The 21,215-nt window shown below is 65.3% G+C and carries 19 protein-coding genes; 11 read left to right on the forward strand and 8 right to left on the reverse strand.

The window, feature by feature from the left end:
- Positions 1-6 precede the first annotated feature (6 nt).
- The 3 genes from WG208_RS15080 (at position 7) to WG208_RS15090 (ending at position 2,598) form a co-directional block, all read left to right on the forward strand.
- A complete protein-coding gene (locus tag WG208_RS15080; RefSeq protein ID WP_337172209.1) occupies positions 7-495 on the forward strand; it encodes a hypothetical protein in 489 nt (162 codons plus the stop codon).
- 34 nt (positions 496-529) lie between these two features.
- Positions 530-1,042, forward strand: a complete 513-nt coding sequence (locus WG208_RS15085) for a Rieske (2Fe-2S) protein (RefSeq protein ID WP_337172210.1) — start codon at positions 530-532, stop codon at positions 1,040-1,042.
- Between the two features lie 206 nt (positions 1,043-1,248).
- Complete coding sequence (locus WG208_RS15090; protein ID WP_337172211.1) at positions 1,249-2,598, forward strand: M20/M25/M40 family metallo-hydrolase; 1,350 nt, start codon at positions 1,249-1,251, stop codon at positions 2,596-2,598.
- A gap of 24 nt (positions 2,599-2,622) precedes the next feature.
- Here the strand turns inward: WG208_RS15090 and WG208_RS15095 are convergent, their stop codons facing one another.
- From WG208_RS15095 to WG208_RS15110, 4 genes are all read right to left on the reverse strand, one after another.
- Positions 2,623-3,576, reverse strand: coding sequence for a glutamate--tRNA ligase family protein (locus WG208_RS15095; RefSeq protein ID WP_337172212.1), 954 nt, complete (start codon positions 3,574-3,576; stop codon positions 2,623-2,625).
- Between the two features lie 60 nt (positions 3,577-3,636).
- On the reverse strand, positions 3,637-4,077 hold the full coding sequence (locus WG208_RS15100; RefSeq protein ID WP_337172213.1) for an Rrf2 family transcriptional regulator: 441 nt from the start codon (positions 4,075-4,077) through the stop codon (positions 3,637-3,639).
- 227 nt (positions 4,078-4,304) lie between these two features.
- Positions 4,305-4,775 carry a type II secretion system major pseudopilin GspG gene (gspG, locus tag WG208_RS15105; protein WP_337172214.1) on the reverse strand — a complete coding sequence of 157 codons (471 nt, stop codon included), beginning with the start codon at positions 4,773-4,775 and terminating at the stop codon, positions 4,305-4,307.
- The gene (locus tag WG208_RS15110; RefSeq protein ID WP_337172215.1) at positions 4,775-5,359 is read right to left on the reverse strand and encodes an SH3 domain-containing protein; all 585 of its coding nucleotides are present in this window, start codon (positions 5,357-5,359) and stop codon (positions 4,775-4,777) included. The genes gspG and WG208_RS15110 overlap by 1 nt, the downstream gene beginning before the upstream one ends.
- A 378-nt stretch (positions 5,360-5,737) precedes the next feature.
- On the opposite strand from WG208_RS15110, the gene WG208_RS15115 reads away from it, so the two are divergent.
- Positions 5,738-8,131 (forward strand): DUF5916 domain-containing protein, encoded by a 2,394-nt coding sequence (locus WG208_RS15115; RefSeq protein ID WP_337172216.1) that lies wholly within the window; start codon positions 5,738-5,740, stop codon positions 8,129-8,131.
- Positions 8,132-8,265: 134 nt separating this feature from the next.
- On the opposite strand, the gene WG208_RS15120 is transcribed toward WG208_RS15115, so the two are convergent.
- From WG208_RS15120 to WG208_RS15130, 3 genes are read right to left on the reverse strand one after another with little or no spacing between them, the layout of a single operon-like run.
- A complete protein-coding gene (locus WG208_RS15120; protein WP_337172217.1) occupies positions 8,266-9,654 on the reverse strand; it encodes a hypothetical protein in 1,389 nt (462 codons plus the stop codon).
- 13 nt (positions 9,655-9,667) lie between these two features.
- Positions 9,668-11,656 (reverse strand): TonB-dependent receptor, encoded by a 1,989-nt coding sequence (locus tag WG208_RS15125; RefSeq protein ID WP_337172697.1) that lies wholly within the window; start codon positions 11,654-11,656, stop codon positions 9,668-9,670.
- Positions 11,653-12,801 (reverse strand): TonB-dependent receptor plug domain-containing protein, encoded by a 1,149-nt coding sequence (locus WG208_RS15130; protein ID WP_337172218.1) that lies wholly within the window; start codon positions 12,799-12,801, stop codon positions 11,653-11,655. The genes WG208_RS15125 and WG208_RS15130 overlap by 4 nt, the downstream gene beginning before the upstream one ends.
- 685 nt (positions 12,802-13,486) lie before the next feature.
- Between WG208_RS15130 and WG208_RS15135 the strand changes: the two genes are divergently transcribed.
- From WG208_RS15135 to WG208_RS15165, 7 genes are all read left to right on the forward strand, one after another.
- A complete protein-coding gene (locus tag WG208_RS15135) occupies positions 13,487-13,951 on the forward strand; it encodes an FMN-binding protein (protein WP_337172219.1) in 465 nt (154 codons plus the stop codon).
- A gap of 29 nt (positions 13,952-13,980) precedes the next feature.
- Positions 13,981-14,811, forward strand: coding sequence for an FAD:protein FMN transferase (locus tag WG208_RS15140; RefSeq protein WP_337172220.1), 831 nt, complete (start codon positions 13,981-13,983; stop codon positions 14,809-14,811).
- Positions 14,812-14,821: 10 nt separating this feature from the next.
- The gene (locus tag WG208_RS15145) at positions 14,822-15,652 is read left to right on the forward strand and encodes an RnfABCDGE type electron transport complex subunit D (RefSeq protein ID WP_337172221.1); all 831 of its coding nucleotides are present in this window, start codon (positions 14,822-14,824) and stop codon (positions 15,650-15,652) included.
- A complete protein-coding gene (locus tag WG208_RS15150; RefSeq protein WP_337172222.1) occupies positions 15,649-16,104 on the forward strand; it encodes a thioesterase family protein in 456 nt (151 codons plus the stop codon). The genes WG208_RS15145 and WG208_RS15150 overlap by 4 nt, the downstream gene beginning before the upstream one ends.
- Positions 16,101-16,829: a DUF4159 domain-containing protein gene (locus WG208_RS15155; RefSeq protein ID WP_337172223.1), complete on the forward strand. Its 729-nt coding sequence runs from the start codon at positions 16,101-16,103 to the stop codon at positions 16,827-16,829. The genes WG208_RS15150 and WG208_RS15155 overlap by 4 nt, the downstream gene beginning before the upstream one ends.
- 2 nt (positions 16,830-16,831) lie before the next feature.
- Positions 16,832-18,538 carry an FAD-binding dehydrogenase gene (locus tag WG208_RS15160; RefSeq protein ID WP_337172224.1) on the forward strand — a complete coding sequence of 569 codons (1,707 nt, stop codon included), beginning with the start codon at positions 16,832-16,834 and terminating at the stop codon, positions 18,536-18,538.
- Between the two features lie 264 nt (positions 18,539-18,802).
- On the forward strand, positions 18,803-20,509 hold the full coding sequence (locus WG208_RS15165; RefSeq protein WP_337172225.1) for a hypothetical protein: 1,707 nt from the start codon (positions 18,803-18,805) through the stop codon (positions 20,507-20,509).
- Between the two features lie 10 nt (positions 20,510-20,519).
- Here the strand turns inward: WG208_RS15165 and WG208_RS15170 are convergent, their stop codons facing one another.
- On the reverse strand, positions 20,520-21,164 hold the full coding sequence (locus WG208_RS15170) for an ArsR family transcriptional regulator (protein ID WP_337172226.1): 645 nt from the start codon (positions 21,162-21,164) through the stop codon (positions 20,520-20,522).
- Positions 21,165-21,215 lie beyond the last annotated feature (51 nt).

The following is a 21,215-nucleotide window of genomic DNA, read 5'->3' on the forward strand; positions in this document are numbered from 1 at the left end:
CCCTCCATGCCCGATTCGATCACGGCCCTGCTGCAGCCCTGGGCCGATTTCCACGCCGAACACACCACGCTGGCCACCGCGCTCGTGGCGGTCCATCTCCTTGGTCTGTTCGTCGGCGGCGGCATCGCCATCGGCGCCGACCGGCGTGTCCTCCTGGCTCAGCCCGGCACCGGCGAAGCGTACATCGCAGCCGGCGCGGATCTCGCGGCCACGCACGGTATCGTGCTCATCGCATTGACCATCACCGTCCTGAGCGGCGTGGCGCTGGCCGCGGCCGACGCCGGCACCTTTGCCGTGTCTCCGGTGTTCTGGAGCAAGATGACGGTGTTCGGGCTGCTGCTGCTGAACGGTTCGCAGATGCGTCGCACCGAACGTCGGATCACGGGCGACGCGGATCCGGCACTGCCGTGGAACCGCCTCCGGCGTTCGGCCTGGCTCAGCATCAGCGGCTGGTTGCTGCTGGTGGTGCTCGGCGTCGTACTCGCCAACACGTGATGCACCGAATTCCTGACCGTTTTTTGACCGCTCCATGACCACACGGCCCACAGCCGACGCTTGCACCGCCTGCACATCCCGGCGCGCCTTCCTGCGCGAGACCGCCAGCGTTCTGGCAGCATTCGGTGTGCTGGGTGACCTCGATGCCCCAGAACCCGGCGGTCCGTGGCGTGCCCTCGAAGCACTCGCACCGCGTGGCGCGGGGAGCAGCATCCGCTATCCCATTCCGCCAAGCGATGGCGTCTCCATCGACAAGAAGAACGAAGTGATTCTCTGCCGGTCGGGACTCGAGGTGTACGCGTTCGCTCTCTCCTGCCCGCATCAGAACACCGCCTTGCGCGCACGGCCCAAGAACGCGGGATTCCAGTGTCCCAAACACGGGTCACGGTATCAGCCCGACGGCACCTTCATCAGTGGACGGGCCACGCGAAACATGGACCGTCTGCCCATCAGCCGGGACGGCGACGTGCTGGTGGTCGATGCGGACGTGCTCTTCGAGAGCGACAAGGACCCGGCCCGCTGGGCGGCCGCGCTCGTGCGGCTCTGAGGCAGCTCCGAAGTAGGTCCGCAGCAGCTCCGAGACCGCGCGGATTCCGCTCCGAGTCGGGCAATCCCGTGTGCTCCATGGTCTTCCGTTGGCTCTGTCACGGCGCGACGTTCCATGACGAGCAGCGTCCGCATTGTCGGAGGAGCGGCTTCCCGCGGTCCCTCCCCATCCGGACGCCGGCACCATCACGATCCTGTCCTGACGTCATGCGCTTCTTCCGATTCGCCTCCAGCGCCGGGAGCTTGCTTCCGGCGCTGCGTGTACCCAGCCCTGTCCTTGCCCTCCTGATCGGGCTTCCGGCTCTTCCCGCGGCGCTCACCGCCCAACGCCCGGCCCCGGCCCGAACTGCCCCCACACCACTCGAAGCCTCCATCGACAAACTGGCCACGCACCCCACCGTGGTCGCGGCCATGAAGGCCATCGAGTCCGACAATGCGTGGACGCTCGGGAAGCAGGTCGCGCTGTGTGAGATTCCCGCGCCGCCGTTCAAGGAAGCCGCCCGCGCCGCGGCCTATCGCGACGAGATGAAGGCGCTCGGCGTGCAGAACGTGCGGATGGACAGCGAAGGCAACGTCATCGGCGAAATCCGCGGCTCGCGTCCCGGTCCCACCCTGCTGCTCGCCGGACACCTCGATACCGTCTTCCCCGAAGGCACCGATGTGAAGGTGAAGCGTGACGACACCAGGTTCACCGGCCCCGGCATCGGCGACGACTGTCGCGGTCTGGCCGTGGTGCTCGCCGTGGCGCGTCAGGTGATCACACAGAAGGTCCCCATCAGCGGGCGTCTGCTGGTGGTCGGCAATGTGGGCGAAGAAGGTCCGGGCAACCTCCGTGGCACACGCGCGCTCTTCAACGGGCCGCTCAAGGACTCCATCGATCTGTTCATCTCGGTGGACGGCACGGGGTATGGCATCACCAACGGCGGCGTGGGCAGCAACCGGTACCGTGTGCACTACAAGGGCCCCGGCGGTCACAGCTACGGCGCATTCGGCATGCCCAACCCCATCCACGCCATGGGACGTGCCATCGCGAAGATTGGCGATCTCGAAGCCACCACGAAGCCCAAGGTGACATTCAACGTCGGCATCGTCTCCGGCGGCACGTCGGTCAACTCCATTCCGTTCGAAGGCATCATGGAGATCGACCTGCGCAGCGAATCGGCTCCGGCGCTCGCCGAGATCGATGGTCGGCTGCAGACCGCGCTGCGGCAGGCCTTGGCCGAGGAGAAGGCGCGCTGGCCGCAGAGCAAGGCGGCACTCGATCTGGTGATCGACACCATCGGTATCCGTCCCGCGGGCGTGACGGCGGATACCTCGTTCATCGTGCGCACATCGCTCGCCGCGGCCCGTACGATGAACATCTATGCACCGCTCACCACATCGAGCACCGACGCCAACGTGCCCATGGCGCTTGGCCGGCCGGCCGTGACGCTCGACGGGGGTGGGGTCGGTCGTGGGGCGCACTCGCTCGACGAGAGCTACGACGACCGCAACGATGGTTTCAAAGGACCGCAGTGGGTGATGCTCGTGGTGCTCGGGCTGCTCGGGGTGAAATAGCCCCGCCAGCGCGCACCCGGACGATCACACGCTGAACAACGCCGGCACATCGCCGGCGTGCAGTGTGCGATGCACCGGCAGCAACCCGGCACGTACCGCGGCCTCGCCCAACAGCGAGGCCGCGCTCATTCCGGCCTGTCGGAGTTCACGCAGTGCCGTGTCGTGGTTGGCTTTGCTCAGTTTGCTGCCATCCGCGTGCACCAGCAGCGTGTGGTGCAGGAACAGCGGGGGGGTCGGGCGTCCCAGCAAGGTCGCCAACTGCAACTGCCGGCCCGTGCTGGACAGCAGGTCTTCCCCGCGGATCACCACGTCCAACTCGTGGGCCATGTCGTCGACCACCACGGCGAACTGATACGTCCATTGCCCGTGTCGATCGCGCACGAGCACGTCGCCACATTGTCGTGATGGATGTTGCACCTGCCGACCCATGCGCAGGTCATCAAAAACGAAGGTCTCCGGTTCGAGACGGACACGCCGCGCCCAGCTTTCCGCGTCGCTCACCTGTTGCAGCCGGCACGTGCCTGGATAGCGCGGCTCTTCGCCCGATGCATGAGGGACGCGTTGCGCGATGTCGCGGCGGGTGCATCGGCAGGCATAGACGAGGCCGCGTTCAGTGAGCTCATGCAGCGCCGTCTCGTAGCGCGCGCCCTGATCCGATTGACGCGCCGGGTGCCCCTGCCCCGGTGACACCGCGCGAAAGGAAGCCACCGGATGGATGTCGGCTTCGAAACCCAGCCATTCGAGATCGTCCAGCAATGCCGCTTCGTACTCCGGACGACAGCGGGTGCGATCGTGGTCTTCGATGCGCAGCACCACCTGTCCTCCGAACGCTCCGGCCACGCCCCAGACATGCATCGCATTCACGAGATGCCCGAGATGCATGTACCCCGTTGGCGCGGGAGCGAATCGTGTACGCCACCCGGCCCGAGCGGCCAGACGCTGTGACAGGGTCTCACCCCAGGAGGATCGGCGAACCATCTCCCACGCTACGTCGCCGATCCCTGAACTTCAACGCGCCCGGCCGGACCGGGACCGCGACTACAACGCGCCTGTCAGTACGGGCGCCTCGTTCATCGCCGGCACGTCCTCGAGGAGATCGGCCACCGTGGTTTCGGCGAACTTCCGCGCCGCATACCCCACGATCGCGTTCCACTTCGGATGCAGTGCGCAGGGGTTCTGCGAATCGCAGGCGTGGTTCCGCAACAGGCAGGCAGGAATGCGGGTGTCGTCGAACGGGGCGATGATGCGTTGCAACGTCAGCTCCTCGGGCGGCACGGCCAACGTGAAGCCGCCCGCGGCCCCGCGTGCGCTGTGGACGATGCCCGCCTTCGCCAGCGCGTTCAGCGTCTTCGCGAGGTAGTTGCGGGGAGCGCCGAGTTGATCGGCAATCGCATCGGCCGAAAGTGCCGTCGCGGCACCGTGGCGCGCCAGAAGAATGACAGCGCGCAGAGCGTGTTCAGCAGTCGCCGAAAGCAGCATGGCAGGGTCGGATGAGGGTCGACGGAAACCGGCAGGAACCGTGACGGATGACGGCCGGCCCACCCGTGCCACTCGGGACCGGAAGCAAACCGCACGATGCTATGAGACTCGTCGATTCACCGCCGCCGCAAAGTCGGGAAACGACCCGGTTTTCCAGCGCCCTACCTGACAATCCCGTCAGGCAATACCTCACAAGCCGGCGCGATTACCTCACGATCGCCGGACCGTCACTTCCAACTCGTGATATCGGCATTGTCCCCCTCACCACCGGGTTTGCCGTCAGCGCCGTACGACAGCAGATCGTAGGTGGACGGATTCACCAGCCCGGGTGCGATGTACACATAGGGCCGCCCCCATGGATCGTCGGGCACCGGCTTGCGCAGATACGGGGAGGTCCAGTTGATGGGCGGTTCGATGGTCGGCCGCTGCCACAGCGCGCCCAATCCCTGCTGCGTGGTGGGGTAGCGCCCATTGTCGAGGCGATACGCGTCGAGCGCCGTGGCCAGACTCTCGATCTGCGCCCGGGCCGTCGCCACCCGGGCATCGTCCACATGCCGGAAGAGATTCGGAGCCACGAACGTGGCGAGGATCGCGATGACCACGATCACGACCAGCACCTCGATCAACGTCAGCCCGCGACGACACGCACCGGAGCGAACGCACGTCTCGGCGCGTTCGCAGGAACGACTAGATGCCACTACTCACCACGCGTGCGCAGGCTGTCGGGCTCGAAGAGCTTGGGATCCACCCACCCGGTGACATCGCTGAGGCGCACCTGACGCCATCCGCCACGATCGGTACCGAGCATCGCGCGCGACGCCGGCTTGATGACGCCAACCACTTCTCCGCCGCGACTGGCATCACTGCGCACATTCACCCAGGTGCGCGCCACCGCCGGCGTCCACACGATCGAGTCAGCCGATGTGGGCATGTCTGGCGCCGTATCCATCACGATCGAGGTGGCACTGTCCTGCAGCGCCGTCCCGGGCATCGTCCCCGTCACTCCCGACGTCGAGGGCATCGCAGCCGTCGACGATGCCACCCGTGAAGCAGCGGCGGGCCGTTCCTGCTCCGAGAGCGCACGCGCGCGTTCACCCACCGACGCAGCCGACGACGCGAGACTCGATGTCACATCGCGCAGGGCGGGGCCATAACGCCAGGCGCCCGCAGCGGCCGTGACGGTCAGCGCAATCGCGGCGGCACTGCGCAACGCCGGACCGCTCAATCGCCACGTCGACTTCACCTCGCCGCACCAGTGGCAGGGCGTATCGTGGCGATGCATGATCCCGCACCCGTGGCACGCCTTGAGCTTCACGCGCTGGCCGCGCGCGTCGTGCAGGTGAAACGGATGAGCGCACCGCGGGCATTGGGATGCCGCGGTCAACGCCTTCGATCCGCACTCGGTGCAACGGAGATATGCCATGAACCCTGAAACCGCGAATGTGCCCGACGCGCTCCTCGAGTGACGGTTCCGCCGTCATGACCTAACTATTGACCACAAACGCACTTGGCGCTACGTGTCAGCGAGCAAATCCCACCGGGCCTCTCGTCACCGGCCCGGGGGACTCGTCCCCGACGACCAGCGGCCCCTCCGAAGAGCGCGTATCGTTCGCGAGACATACTGCCCCTTTCCCTCCCCTGTACGCCCGGTCCCTCCTCAGTGGTCATCTCCCCGCTCCTGCTGGCCATCACCGCCGCCCTGTCCGTCCCCGGTCCAGGTCCCGCCACCGCCCCCACCCTATCGGAACCCGGTCCCGTGTACGACGGCCGGAGGGGACACGTCGCCGTCGTGATTCCCCGCATCGACGCCTCCAATGACGTCGATGGGGTGCTCAATGAACCCGTCTGGCAGCAGGCCGCCACCCTCACCGGTTTCTCCCAGTTTTTTCCCAACGATGGCGTAGCGGCGCAGGACAGCACCGAGGTGCTGGTCTGGTATTCCGGGACCGCGCTGCACGTGGGCATCCGGGCCTATGCGCCGACCGGATCCGTGCGGGCCACCCTCGCCGACCGCGACAAGATCACCCAGGATGACAACATCCAGCTCTTTCTGGGCACGTACAACGACAGTCGACAGGCCTTGGTCTTCGCGGTGAATCCGTTCGGCATCCAGAGTGATGGCGTGTTGACGGAAACGGGCGCTGCCAGTGGTGGCGGATTTCAGAGCAGCACCGCCAAAGGACGTGAAGCCACCGACCTCGCCCCCGACTATGTCTGGCGTTCCAAGGGGCGCCTCACGGACTTCGGATATGAAGTGGAGATCACCATCCCCTTCAAGAGCCTGCGCTATCGGGCGGGCGACGAACACACCTGGCAGCTCAATGTCGTCCGTACCGTGCAGGCCACGGGACACGAACAGACCTGGACCGCCACCAGCCGCGCCAGCTCCAGCTTCCTCGCGCAATCGGGAACCCTCACCGGCCTGCGCAATCTGCAACGCGGGCTCACGGTCGATCTCATTCCCACCATCACCTCGAGTGCGGCCGGTGCACCCGGTGGGGGGGCATCGCAGTGGAGCTACTCCACCGAACGCCCCGAGATCGGCGGCAGCGCGCGATGGGGCGTCACCAGCAACCTCACGCTCTCCGGCACCGCCAACCCCGATTTCTCCCAGGTCGAGGCCGATGCCACGCAGTATTCGCTCGACCCGCGCGCGGCCGTGTATTTCGCCGAGCGGCGACCGTTCTTCCTGGAAAGTCAGGAACAGTTCACCACACCCAATCGGCTGATCTACACCCGGCGCATCGCACAACCGGTGTTTGCCACGAAACTCGCCGGCAAACATCAGGGGTTCGACATCGGGGTGCTGTCCGCCATGGACAGTCGTGACGCTTCGGCCACGGGCGATCATTCGCCGCTCTACAACATCGTCCGTCTCCAGCGCGATCTGGGCAAACAGAGCCGGCTGGGCATGGTCTACACCGACAAGATCGACGGCAACCGCTGGAATCGTGTGCTCGGCGTGGACGGACGTCTCGTGCGCGGCGTGTACAGTCTCACCGGGCAACTCGCGTCGAGCTTCACCGGCGGTGAAGGCGAGACCGTCCGTGCGCCACTGTGGGACATTTCGCTGCAGCGCAACGGACGGGCGTTCTACGCCCGCTATGCGTTCACGGCCATCTCCGATCACTTCGACGCACAGAGCGGTTTCATCTCGCGCAATGGCGTCTCGAACATCTCGGCCACCCATCGCTGGAACATCTTCGGCAAGCGCGGTGGCCTCGTCGAAGTGTTCAGTCCCGAAGTGTACGTGCTCGGGCGGTACCGGTACGTGGACCTCGTCAACCGCCGTCCCGCGCAGGACGCGCAGCTTCACCTGCGCACCAATACGCGGCTGCGTGGCGGGTGGCAGATCGGCGCGCAGTTCCTGCGTGAGGAGTTCGGGTACGATCGCCCCCTGTACAGCAACTATGTGCTGCTCCGGCCGAAGACCGCCGGCGGAGTGGACACGGTGGCCTACACGGGAACGCCGCATCTGCCGAACGTCGACTGGGTGGTGTCGATCGGCACACCGGAATTCCGCCGGTTCAGCTTCAACTCGGCGATCGTCTGGGGGCAGGACGAGAACTTCCAGGAATGGAGTTCCGCGAAGATCCTGAACCTCAACAACACCCTCACGCTGCGCCCCACGGAGCAGCTGCGCATGGCGGGCACGTGGGTGTACGAGGCGTTCAATCGCAAGACGGACGGCACCAGCGTGCTGCTGCGCAATACTCCGCGTGTGCGTGTCGAATACCAGCTCACGCGGCAGTTCTTCATCCGGACCATCGGCGAATATTCCATCGTCCGGCAGGACAGTCTGCGCGACGACTCCCGCACCAATCTGCCGATCTATCTGCGGCAGGCCAACGGCTCGCTCACCCGGGCCTCGGCCTTCGAGCGCAGGCGCGCACGCCTCGATGTGCTGTTCTCCTACCTCCCCACACCGGGCACCGTGTTCTACCTGGGCTACGGAGACATTCTCCAGGCCAACACGCCCGGCGGCCCCGATGCGCTGCGTCGCACGTCGGATGTGTTCTTCGCCAAGCTGAGTTACCTGTTCCGCCTGCAATAGTCGCGCACGCCGTGAGGCGAAGAATGACGACCCTGCTCCCTCCTCCCTGACCCGCTCCTCCCTGCTCCCCTTCCCGTCGTTGAAAAACGGGAAAGTGAGCAGGAAGGAGCGGGCCAAGAAGGTGGTTTCCAGACTCAGGGGTTACGATCCGTGCAACTCTTGAAATTCGGGTTGTTCTGCTCGGCCTGCGTGATCGGGAGATTCACGTCGGTGCCGTAATTGCCACCCTTGTAGTGCACGCCCTGCGGGAACACCTGCTGCTGCGTACGCCCGTACTGCTTGATCAGGCGCCGCATATCGCCCAGCCGCTGACCGCGACCGAAGGTCCAGAAGGCCTTCTCACGGAAATGCAGCGAGACGCGGCCGGCTTCCGTGCCTGGATCGACCAACGCCGGCATCGCGGCAGGCTGGATTTCACCCAGCTTGGGCGGCGCTGCACGCAAGGCGTTGTGAATGGAGAGCCACTCCGTGACGTTGCCGGCGCGCAGGGCCGCTTCTGCTTCGATCATGCGGGCATCCACGCCGTTGGCCACATCCACCGGCGTAAGCTGCTGCCACATACCTGTGGTTCGGGTGTAGGTCTGGCCGTCCTGGCCGTTGATGGCACCCGACGTTGGAATCGTCACCGGCAAGCGCGGATCGCGCGCCGAGGCAAACGGGATGGCGTTGGTGACCAGGATGTCACGCGAATTGCCTTCCACGCTGTCACCCACGCTGTAGCGGCGTGAGCTCAATCCCTGCGACCACAGAATGTTGTTGCCTGCCGTGTTCGAAAACGTGTGCCGGTATGCGAAGCTGCTGGGAATACCAGACACGAACGGCGCAGCTTCCGTGAACGCCCCGAGTGCCAGCGCGATGCGGGCCCGTACGATGCGGGCGGCCTGATTGATCTGCACACTCGCCGCGTCGGCGCCGTTCGCCATGGCGATGGCACTGTCGAGTGAGGCCGCGGCATACTGGAAGACCTGCTGCGTGCTCTTCTGTTCCTCGTTCACGGGATCGGACTTGCCCGAGTTGGACATCGGAATGCCGTTGCAGAAGTCCGAGGCGAGTTGCAGCTCCGCATAACCGCGGGCGAGGTACAGTTCGCCCATCAGCGCCCGCGATGTCGGGCTGAGCTCGCGCAGGATGCCCAGCGCCTCGTTCGATCGCGTACGCGTGCGATAGAGATAGCGGAGCATGAGGGTGACCGACGAATTGCTTTCGGCCACCCGACGCTGATCCGTCTCGTCGTTCTGGATGAAGGTGGAACTGGTGGACCATTCATCGGCCAGCAAGCCACCGAACAGCCAGGATGTTTCGTTCGCGGCGGTCATCTCCCGGAACGAGTTCAGCGCACCGTTGCCCAGGGCAATCGCGCCTTCCGCGTTCGTGATGTCCGAAGGATTGATGATGTCGGGATCCACCACGCCCAGCAGGCGCTCATTGGCCTCGGAACACGCACTCAACGCGATGGCGAGTGCCGCCCCTGCACCAATGGCACGGCTGACCGGAAACCGGCCCAAAAGTCGAAAGGATGTCATGGGTCGCGTATCCTCAGTATCCGATGTTGACGCGCATGATGAAGAAGCTGGGCGGAGCGATGGTCTGGAATTCGCTTGGCGCGTCGGAGGCGTTGGTGGTTGCCGTGGTGTTGTAGCCGGACTCCGGATCACTGCCGCGATACTTGGTCCAGAGCGCCAGATTGCGGGCCGTCATGATGAGGGACAGCGAGCGGCCGCGCACCAGCCGGCGCGCGAGCTCCGGCGAGAAGTTGTACTGTGCCGACGCCTCGCGGAGTCGAACGAAGGCCCCCGGCTGGAAGTAGCCATCGATCGTGCGCATCGAATGTTCGTTGGCCGCGATATTCATGGCCTGATCTTCGAACGACGCCTCGGGATTCAGACGACCGCTGCAGTTCGGACGTGTGCAACGGATACGTTCCGTGTTGTTGTACCACTTGTTGCCGCCGCGCCAGTCCCACATGGTCTGCAGGCGCAACTTGCGGTCGAACAGATCGAAGCCGTTCGTCAGCGTGGCGGAATACCGCGGCGTGGCATAACCACGGAAGATCGTGTCCTTCCCCACGAACACTTCGTTGCGCGCTTCGTCGGCGTACCAGGTCAGCAAGCCGTCGCCGTTCTTGTCCTGCCAGCCCGTTATCGGCGCCGCCCAGAGCCCCTGCACCGGATACCCTGCCACGGTGCGCGAGCTGGTGCCGATCTGCTCCGGCGTGTTGCCAAGCGACACGACCTTGTTGTCGTTGCCCGCGGCGGCGATGTTCACGTCCCAGCCGAACACGTTCTTCTGCACCAGTTGCGCGGTGATACCGAGCTCCATGCCGGCATTCTTCACCGAGCCGAGATTGCGGTACTGGTTGGTCACGGAGCCGTACGATGGCGGGAGAACGGCCTGGATGAGCGCGTCGGTCGTGATCTTGCTGTAGTACGTGTAGTCGACGCTGAGGCGGGACCCGAACAGCTGGGTTTCGAAACCCATTTCATGTTCGGCCGACCGTTCCGGTCGAAGATCGTCGTTGCCCAGCGCCGCTTGCCGGATCAACGGCTGATCGACGCCCACCAGGTTGGTGACGGCGGCTTCGTAGTAACGCGTGGCGTCGTTCGGTCCCGGCTGCACGCCCGACTGGCCATAGGCGTACCGGAGGCGCATGGTGTTCATCCACGACGGCGCATGCCACCAATCCTCCTCCGAGATCAGATAGGATACCGATCCCTTCGGATACAGGATGCTCTGGAAGTTGGTACCGAACGCCGAGTTCTGGTCGGAACGCACCGCCGCCGTGAGGAACAGACGGTCCTTCCAGGCAAAGGCCTGTTCGATGAACGTACCGAAGGTGCGCTGGTCGGTGGTCGCTTCGTCCACCGACAACTGCGTGCCGGCACCCACCGTCACCCCGCCGGGAGCCAGCTGGCTCGATCCGGTGCTGGCGCGCGTGAACTTGTAGCCGATGTACTGCGCGCCCACCGTCGTTTTCTGCTGGAAACCGAGGAAACTGTACTGCGCCGTGGCCCCGAGATCGACCGTGAAATTGTTCACCTGCACACGGCCGATACCACGTGCACCGAGACGATAGGTCGCGGTCAGTGGCGGGCCTTCACCCCGGCGCAGCAGATTCTCATCGCTGCGACCGGTCCAGTCGTTACCGACCGTGGCACGCGTGGACAACCAACTGGTCGGGCGATAGTTCGCCTGGCTCGACCAGATGAAGCGATTCACCTCCTGCGCGGTCTTTTCCTGCCACATCAGACCCGGCGTCCAGGCGCGATAGCCGTTGAGCGGCACGCCGGGCAGGCCGGAAACGGTACCGTTGTTCCGCGTGCCCGGACCGCCAAAAAGGTGCGAACCCAGACCGGCCGTGGAGTTCGACTCCAGCGAATAGGTCTGGTTGATGTTGATGAAGCTCGTCGCCGTGCCGATGTCGAACTTCGGCGACATCGTCATGTTGAGGTTCGAACGCAGCGAGCGACGGCCCGTCATGTTGGGACGGTCCGTCCACTTGTAGATCTTCGAACCTTCCGCGTTCATGCGGTTGCGCTCGAACTCCGGAAGCTCCAGCACACCCACTTCGTTTTCATCTTCGCCGGACACGAAATAGCGCACCGCATCCGAACCACCCGCCACCTGCGCCCCCAACTGACGACGGCTGCCCGTTCCCACCGGTGTGAGATCGCTTTCGTTGAAGATGTTGAGCGAACTGACGGAGTCCACCGTGCACTGGCCAAGGCCGACGCGCTGGAGGTTGCAGAAGTCGCGGGCCGATACCGTCTGCCCCCCGTGCGCTTGCCCCAGAGGGAATACGCCGTCGGATACCAGTTCTTGTCGAAGATCGTGCCGCCTTCGCCGTAGAACGTCCAGCGCGGTGCGCCCGAACGTCCCTTCTTGGTGGTCACGAGGATCACGCCGTTGGCCGCGTCGGTGCCGTACAGTGTCGCCGCCGACGGACCCTTCACGATCTCGATGCTCTCGATTTCTTCCGGGTTGATGTCACCGGTGCGGCTCGGGTTGTTGCCACCCGTACCGCTGTTGGTGCCGCCGGCTCCCGTCGGCGTGGCAAAGGAACCGCGGTCGCTGGTCATACGAATGCCGTCGATGATCCAGATCGGCTCGTTCGACAGACTCACGGAATTCGTGCCACGGACGCGGATACGGGCTCCCGTGCCCGTCTGCGAACCGCTGGTCACCGTCACACCCGGCGCACGCGAGTTGAGCAGGTCGCTCACGTTCGAGACCGGAGCGACTTCCGTCACCTTTGCCGCATCGATGTTGGCCGTCGCGTTGCCGATTTCCACACGGCGCTGTTCACCGGTGGCCGTCGTCACGACCGCCGCGAGATTGATCGCCGCGACGGTCAGGGATACGTCCAGATTCGCGACCGCGCCGGCTGCGATCGTCACCTGTCGGGTCTGCTCCGTGTACCCCACACGAAGCACGCGGATGGTGTGTGAACCCGTGGGCAGATTGCGCAGGGTCAGCTTCCCTTCTCCGGTCGTCTGACCACCATAGGCGGTGCCCACCACGAACACGCGAGCGGCTTCCACCGGTCGCTGGTTGGCCGCGTCGGTAACCGTGACGGACAGGGATCCGACCGAGGATTGCTGCGCCTGCACCGGTACACCGGCTCCGGCCAGCAATCCAGCGAGCGCCAACACCGGGCGCCAGAATTGGAGCATAGGACGTGTCTCCGCATGAGGATAAGAGGTGCGCGGCGACCGGAGCACCGCGCCCGATCACGCCCACACCTACAAAGGACGACATTGCCAGCACGGGACATTGACCACGGACCTCGAACACCCGACGGAACTCGCACGTAGATGGGTGGAGCATCACCGCCCCTGCACTCTCCCTCCCGTGGCTGACGAACCGTCCGCGCAACACTCCAACAACAGACCATCCCTGCGGGCCGTCACCGGACCCATGCCTCGTCTCATGGCGTTGGGATCAGCAGCCGTGCTCAGTGTCTATGCGGCCGGATTCCACCGGACCCGCGGCGCGGCAGCCGCCCTCGAAGCACACGGCACGGAGCGCCGCCGACCGATCGGCGAGGTGTCGGCAATATCAACGGCCCGGGATGTGCGGGAGACCGTTTCCGAGACACCTCGTGATGAGGCCGCCTCGGCGGCGCGAGCCGGTGTCGCGGGTTCCGCGAGTTCGCATACCCAGCAGACCTCCAGAGACCCCGGGCTGACTCCGGACACGGCAAGCCCGACCGTCCAGCAGAACACCGCGTCATCCCTCGCGCCTCCGAAACAATCGGCCGACACGATGGCCCGCGAGACCACGCCGTTACCATCCGCGACCGGCGACATGAATGCGGAGGCACCCGTTGCAGGAAAACCTTTGACAACAGCGCCCGCTGTGACCGTCGCCACGAATACGCGACAGGAGACCGCGGCAGGGCCCGTCGTCGTGGCAAAACCGAACAGCCTGGCACCGGTTCCCGTGACGGCAGGCGTGACCACCGGCACATCCCCTGCCAACGGCGCTTCCACCAACAGCGCCGCCAAAGGCACCAAGGCCACGGCTCCGGTCGATTCCAGCACGTCGGTCAAAGCCCCCGCCGGTTGGCAGGATGGGACCTACGTCGGATATGGCACGTCGCGCCATGGCGATGTCGAATCCACCGTCGTCATCGAGCACGGCAAGATCGTGGCGGCCGCCATCAGTCGCTGTCTTACGCAGTATTCATGCTCCTGGATCGCGCACCTGCAGCAGCAGGTGGTCGCCCGCCAGAACCCCGACGTCGACAACGTCTCCGGGGCGACGCACAGCGCCAACGCGTTCTACTACTCGGTCGTCGACGCGCTCGCCAAGGCCAAGTGAACCATCTCGTCGAGCATGTGATCTCGGCGATGGGGACCGTTGTGGCCATTCAGCTCGTCGGGCCCGACCAAGAGGCGCTGCTGAGCCGGGCCCGCGACGCCATGCAGTGGGTGGCTGAAGTCGAACGCATCTGTTCCCGCTTCGATCCGGACAGTGAACTCTCGCGACTGTGCGCCGTGGTCGGAGAGCCCGTGCCGGTCAGCCCGCTGCTGGAGCATCTGCTGGATCTCGCCATCGCCGTGGCCCGTACCTCGAACGGCGCGTTCGACCCCACCGTCGGCAGTTCTCCGCCTGCGACCTGGCAGTCCATACAGATCGATCGGGCCGCACATACGGTCACGCTTCATCACCCCCTGCGCCTCGATCTCGGCGCCATCGCCAAAGGCTTCGCCGTGGATCTGATGGCGCAAACGCTGCACGATCTCCCCGACATCGCCATCGATGCCGGGGGTGATCTCTACTGTCGCGGACACAACCTGCTCGGCCGGCCCTGGTCCATCGGTATCCGCGATCCCTTCGTGCGCGGCGCCCTGCTGGCACGCGTCTCGATCGACAGTGGCGCCCTCTGCACCAGTGGTTCGTACGAACGCCGCACCGCCGATGGGCATCATCTGATCGATCCCACCACCGGCCGCGCATCGCGGGGACTGGTGAGCTGCTCGGTCGTGGGCGAGAGCACCGCAATGGCCGATGCGCTGGCCACCGCCGCGTTCATCATGGGACGTGAGCGCGGGCTGCCCTTTCTGGAAGCCCAGGGCGTCGATGCGCTGCTGATCGATGATCGGGGCGACTGGTATGTGGTGAATGCCGGTGGTCGTGTGCATTCTCCCGGTTTTCAGAACGATCACCCTGTTTCGTGATACGATCGACGTGACGAGTCACCTGCGCGCCGACTGGCCTCACCTGTATCGCTGGATACGCTCCCCCAAAGGACTGTTTGCCGGCGTTCTGCTGCTGCTCACCGTGCCGGCCGTGGTGCACACCGGATGGCGTCTCGTGATGCCGTCGCTCGCCGCCGCGGTCGTCACCGCGGCGCTCATCGACGTGCCGCTCCTGCGTTGGCGCGACCGGGAGTGGAGTGTGCCCGATGGCGCCATGCTCACCGGCTGGCTCGTCGCCCTGGTCCTGAGTCCGCACCAACCCTGGTACATCGCGGCCTCCGCGGCGGCTATCGGAATCGTGGCCAAACATGCGTTGCGGGTGCGACGGGCCAATGTGCTCAATCCAGCTGCCGCCGGCCTCGTGGCCAGCTACTACCTCTTCGGTTCCGGACAGAGCTGGTGGGGAGCGCTCCCCGAATTGCCCTGGCCCTGGATCCTGCTGCTGCTGGCCGCGGCGCTCTTCATGACCCGGCGGCTGCACAAGGCCCCGCTCGCCCTGTCGTTTCTGGGCGTCTACTTCCTGATCGCCACCCTCCTGGCCTATGTCGGCGATCCGGCGCGCATGGCGGCCCTCTATCGCGCGCCCGACGTGCACATGGCCCTGTTCTTCGCCGGCTTCATGGCCACCGACCCGCCAACCTCGCCGCCACGGTACGGTGACCAACTCCGGTACGGCGCCATCGCCGCCATCGTCAGCATGCTCCTCTACATGACGGTCGGTGCGGTGTACTTCCTCCTGGGGGGACTGCTCGTTGCCAATCTCTGGGAAGGGTGGCGCAAGTGGCGACACACGAAAAAGCGCGGCACTATAGCAGGATGAGCAGCAGCAAGAGCCTCGACACGACATCGATCCGACGCGATCGGTTTCCCCATCTGACGGCCATCGACACCCGATGGATGGACAACGACGCCTACGGTCACGTCAACAACGTCGTGTACTACAGTTTTTTCGATACCGCCGTGAATCGCTGGCTCATCTCACAGGGCCTGCTCGATATCGGCACCAGTGATGCCATCGGTCTCGTCGTCGAAACCGGCTGTCGTTTTTTCGCACCGCTCAGCTTCCCCGACCGCGTCACCGCCGGACTCGGCGTGCAGCACATCGGCACCACCAGCGTCCGCTATGAGATCGCGCTGTTCCGCAACGACGACGACATCGCCGCCGCCATCGGGCACTTCGTGCACGTCTACGTCGATCGCACGACACGTCGCCCCACGCCCATTCCGTCGGCCACCCGTACGGCGCTCGAATCATTGCGCCTGACGTCATGAAGAAGACCGCGGCGCTGCTTCTGCTGCTGCTCACCGTCGGCTCGGCCGCGATCGTGCACTCGCAGCGCCGCCAGCGCATCGAACCCAACGTGCCGTACGACGGACGTTTCACCTTCGTGCGACTGCGCTACATCGAATACGGTCCGCCGGGATGGGTGTACGACTACCCGGCCATGGAGCGCAACTTCATGACCATCGTGCAGGATCTCACCACCATGCGGGTGCATACCCGCGGCAGCAATGTGCACGACATGGACGACCCCGGCCTGTCGCGCTATCCGATTGCCTACCTCTCTGAGCCCGGCTACTGGCGCCCCACCGAAACGGAGGCCGCGGGGCTGCGGGACTGGTTGCTGAAAGGCGGTTTTCTCATCGTCGACGATTTCTACTTCCGGCAGTGGGAGAACTTCGCCTACTCCATGCGACTCGTGCTGCCCGACGCCCAGTTCATCCGGCTCGACCGCTCGCATCCCATCTTCAACACGTTCTTCAGCATCGCCTCACTCGACGGCATGCACCATCCCGACAATCGCGCGGCCAAAGCCGAGTACTACGGCATCTTTGAAGACAACGATCCGGCCAAACGCCTGCTCACGATCGTCAACTACAACAATGACATTGGCGACTACATGGAGTGGTCCGGCCAGGGGTGGTACGCGGTGAATCTCACCAACGATGCCTACAAGTTCGCCACCAACTATCTCATCTACGCCCTGACGCATTGACCATGGCGCCCACGCACGCCGACCGCGCTCCCGGCCTCCAACACGTAGGCCATACCGCCCATCTCGCGGACATCATCGTGATCGGCGCAGGGCTGGCCGGACTCGTCGCGGCCGCCGAAGCCGCCGATGCCGGCAAGCAGGTGCTGCTGCTCGATCAGGAAGGCGAGCAGAATCTGGGCGGGCAGGCGTTCTGGTCGCTCGGCGGATTGTTCTTCGTCGACTCGCCCGAGCAGCGCCGGCTGGGCATTCGCGATTCACGCGATCTCGCGCTGCGCGACTGGATGACCACCGCCGGCTTCGATCGCCCCGACGACGAATGGCCGCGTCGATGGGCCGAGGCGTATGTGGACTTCGCGGCGGGTGAGAAGCGGGCGTGGCTGCATGCCCAGGGGATGCGCTGGTTTCCGATTGTGGGCTGGGCCGAACGTGGCGGCAGTGGCGCAGCGGCCTCGGGCAACAGCGTGCCGCGCTTTCACATCACCTGGGGCACCGGCCCGGGGGTGCTCGAGCCCTTCCTGCGACGCGTGCAGGCGCACGTGGACCGTGGGCGCATTGCCTTGCGCTTCCGTCATCGGGTGCGTGGCGTGCATGTCACCGATGGTACGGTCCATGGTGTGCATGGTGACATTCTCGAACCTTCCACCGTGGCGCGCGGCGAGAGTAGTTCGCGCACTGTGATCGGTGATTTCACCTTGCACGCGTCCGCCGTGATCGTGACGTCGGGTGGCATCGGGGGCAACCACGATCTCGTCCGCCACTACTGGCCCGTCGACCGCCTCGGTCCGGCGCCACGTCATATGATCACCGGCGTGCCGGCGCATGTGGACGGACTGCTGCAGCAGGAGGTGGTGCGTGCGGGTGCGCGGCTGATCAATCCCGATCGCATGTGGCACTACACCGAAGGCATCCGCAACTGGGCGCCCATCTGGCCGCAACATGCCATCCGCATCCTCCCCGGCCCCAGCAGCCTCTGGCTCGATCCCACCGGGGCACGGTTTCCCTTCCCCAACGTACCGGGATCCGACAGCCTGGGCACACTGCAGCACATCACGACGCACGGATACGATCACACGTGGTTCGTGTTGAACCGGGCCATCATCAAGCGTGAATTCGCGCTGTCCGGCAGTGAGCAGAACCCCGACTTCACCGGACGTAATATTCGCCTCGTTCTCAAACGTCTGGGCAAAGCGGTACCCGCCCCGGTGCAGGCATTCATGGATCGGGGTGCCGACTTCGTCGTGCGTGATTCGTTGCGTGCACTCGTCGACGGCATGAACACGCTCACCGACACACCACTCGTGCGTCATGACCTCGTCGAGCAGGCCGTGCGCGACCGCGATTGGCAACTCGTGCACAATGGCGGCAAGGATCCACAACTCGCACTCATTCACAGTGCGCGCCGGTTCTTCAGCGAACGGGTCATGCGCATCGCCTCGCCTTCGCCCATTCTCGATCCGGCCAACGGTCCGCTCATCGCAGTGAAGCTGCACATCCTCACCCGCAAGTCACTCGGCGGGCTGGCCACCGATCTCGCCGCCCGTGTCCTCGGGGTCGATGGCACCCCGTTGCGCGGTCTGTATGCTGCCGGAGAAGTGGCAGGCTTCGGTGGCGGCGGTGTCCACGGCTATCGCGCGCTCGAAGGCACGTTCCTTGGCGGATGTCTCTTCAGCGGCCGCACCGCGGGGCGCGCCGCGGCCCGGGACGTGTAGACGCCGCCGATTTCACCGACCGGAGTTTCGGGTGAGGCTCCTTTGAGTCTCCTTTGAGACTCCGGTGAGTTTCACACGATGCGGCCATGCACACCATGTGACGACCAAGGCCGGACGTGAATCGGCGGCACAGATGGAGTATGCCCTGCCCTGCAACCGATAATTCCTTTCGGTGGCGGCGCGTGACGAAGCGCGTCGGCAATACGGCAAGAACGGATTGGAGAGCGGATGCGCAGCATGAGGCGGGGTATCCCGATTGCGGCCATGTCGATGGTACTGCTTGGCACATTGCTGGCCTGTGGCGAACAGAGCCCGTCGACGCTGGAACCCTCCATCGCCGCCATGCGCGCGCCGGGCAATGATATCGATCAAGACGTCGGTCACGACGTCGACCGTGATGTCGACAGTGCATCGGCCCTATCCTGGCCGGCGACATTGGCCGCGAGTACCACACTCGCATCCCTGCGGCTGGCGCCACGCAGCGACACGCTCGTCCAGGGCCAGCTCGGCGGGCAGGCCACCGTCAAGGTGGTGGTGTCGGACACCACCGGGCGTCTCATGCACAACGCCGTGGTCATCTTTCAGCCGGCGGCGGGTCATGGGGCGATGAGTCGCGCCACCGTGAACACCAACCTCACGGGCGAGGCCACGAATACCTGGCGATTCGGACCGGCGGTTGGCGCGCAGACCCTGCGCGTGTGGATCCAGGGCGCGCCCGATACCCTCATCTTCACGGCCACGTTGCCCGGCCCGTACGATGTGAGCGCCGTCAGTTCGGCGGCATTCACAGGCACGTACGCGGGGAACGCGGTGGTCACCGTGCTCGTCGTCGATTCCCTGGGCAATCCCTTCCAGTCGGCCAGTGTGAACTTCACGCCCGATACGAACGCCGGCACGGTGGCGTATCCGGTCGTGCGTTCGAACAACCGCGGAGAAGCGAAGGTCACCTGGACCTTCAGCACGCGCACGGTGGGCGATCAGCGGCTGCGCGTGACGGTGGACGGCCTCACCGATACGCTGGTGTTCGTGGCCGATGTGGAAGCCCCGCCCGTGGCCGTGACCCTGCAATCGATGACGGACAGTTCGCTCACCGGCATCATCGGCGGCAGTCGGACCTTGAGTGTGCTGGTGCGCGATCAGCGTGGACAACCGCTGCCCAAGGCCTCGGTCACATTCCGCGCGCTCACCGGTAGCGGCACCGTGCTCCCCTCACCCGCGGTCTCGGGGAAAACCGGCGTCGCCAACGCGACATGGACATTCGCCAGGCAGGCTGGCACGCAGACCGTGTTGGTGACCGCTCAGGGCATCGACGACACCCTGCGTTTCGTAGCCACCGTCAAAGCGCCACCCGCCGACACCGCACTGGTCGCGGTGAGCGACACGAATGTGAATGGGCGCACGGGCGAAAGCACGATGCTGCAGGTGCGTGTGCTCGATGCGGACGGCGATCCGTTTCCCAATGCCGCGGTGAAATTCAAAGTGCTCACCGGTCGCGGCAGCATGCAGACCAGCGTCGTGAAATCGGGACGTGACGGACTGGCGAAAGGCACGTGGTATTTCGGCGGCGTGCTGGGCGATCAGCAGGCCACCGCGGAAGTGGTGAACATCACCGGCACCACGCTCACCTTCACGAGCGATGTGAGTGTGGGCGCGCCCAAAGTCGTGACGGCCGCATCGGCGACCAGCGGCCGCGCCGTAGTGGGCGACACCCTCTCCACCGCGCCCACGGTGAAAGTCACGGACAACTATGGCAATCCCGTGCCGGGTGTGACCGTGCTCTTCCGCGTCACCGCGGGCGGCGGCAGCATCCAGCACGCCAGTGTCATCACGAGCGCCGGCGGCCTGGCCTCGGGCGGAGCCTGGATCCTGGGCCCGGTCGTGGGCCCGCAGCGCGTGACGGCGACGGTGCAGGCCCCGGTCGCGAAGGGGAATCCGGTGGTGTTTGCGGCGACGGCGGCGGCTTCACCGTAGGTACTGGTAGTTACTCCGACTTCGGTATCTCGATTCCGAAACGGCAACTGGGGCGTTCCCCGTGTGCACATTGCTGCACGACCGGCGCTCCGACGAGCTGCTCGAGCAGCCCTTCCACCGCGCAGCATGTTTCCGACTTGGCCTTCACGGCTTCGGCGAGCGGACAGCCACACCCCTGAATGGTCAGATGTCCGTCTGTTTCCAGCAGTTCCACCTGGCTACCCAGCGATGTGAGAATCGCGACGGCAGCCTGTGCCCGAACCCGGAGTTCACCGGTCGGCGCCACACCCGTTGCCGCTGCAATGCGGCGCCCGACATCGCGCAGGACCTCCTCGGTCTCGCCCGGCGACATCCGCTCGCCGATGACCTCCACGAGTGATGCGAGCACCGGCGCGTAGGCCCGGGAGAACAACAGGTCCGCCTCTGGCGAAATCTCGTAGAGGGTAGCGGGCTTGCCCGCTGTGCCCCCGCGCCGCACCCCGTTCGGTCGGACCAGCCCATCGCGTTCCAGGGCCACCAAATGCGATCGCACCGCGTTGTCGGTCAGCGAGACCGAGGCCGCCAACTCCTCGACGGTGTGAGTGCCTCGCCGCAGCAGAGACACCAACCGACCTCGAGTGCCATCCACGATTCGCTGGAAGACCGATGAAGACAACCTCCACTCCTCACGCTGAAGACTGAGGCCTAAAAATACCGAAATAAGACA

The organism is Gemmatimonas aurantiaca (genome assembly GCF_037190085.1).
GTDB classification, from domain to species: Bacteria; Gemmatimonadota; Gemmatimonadetes; order Gemmatimonadales; family Gemmatimonadaceae; genus Gemmatimonas; species Gemmatimonas aurantiaca_A.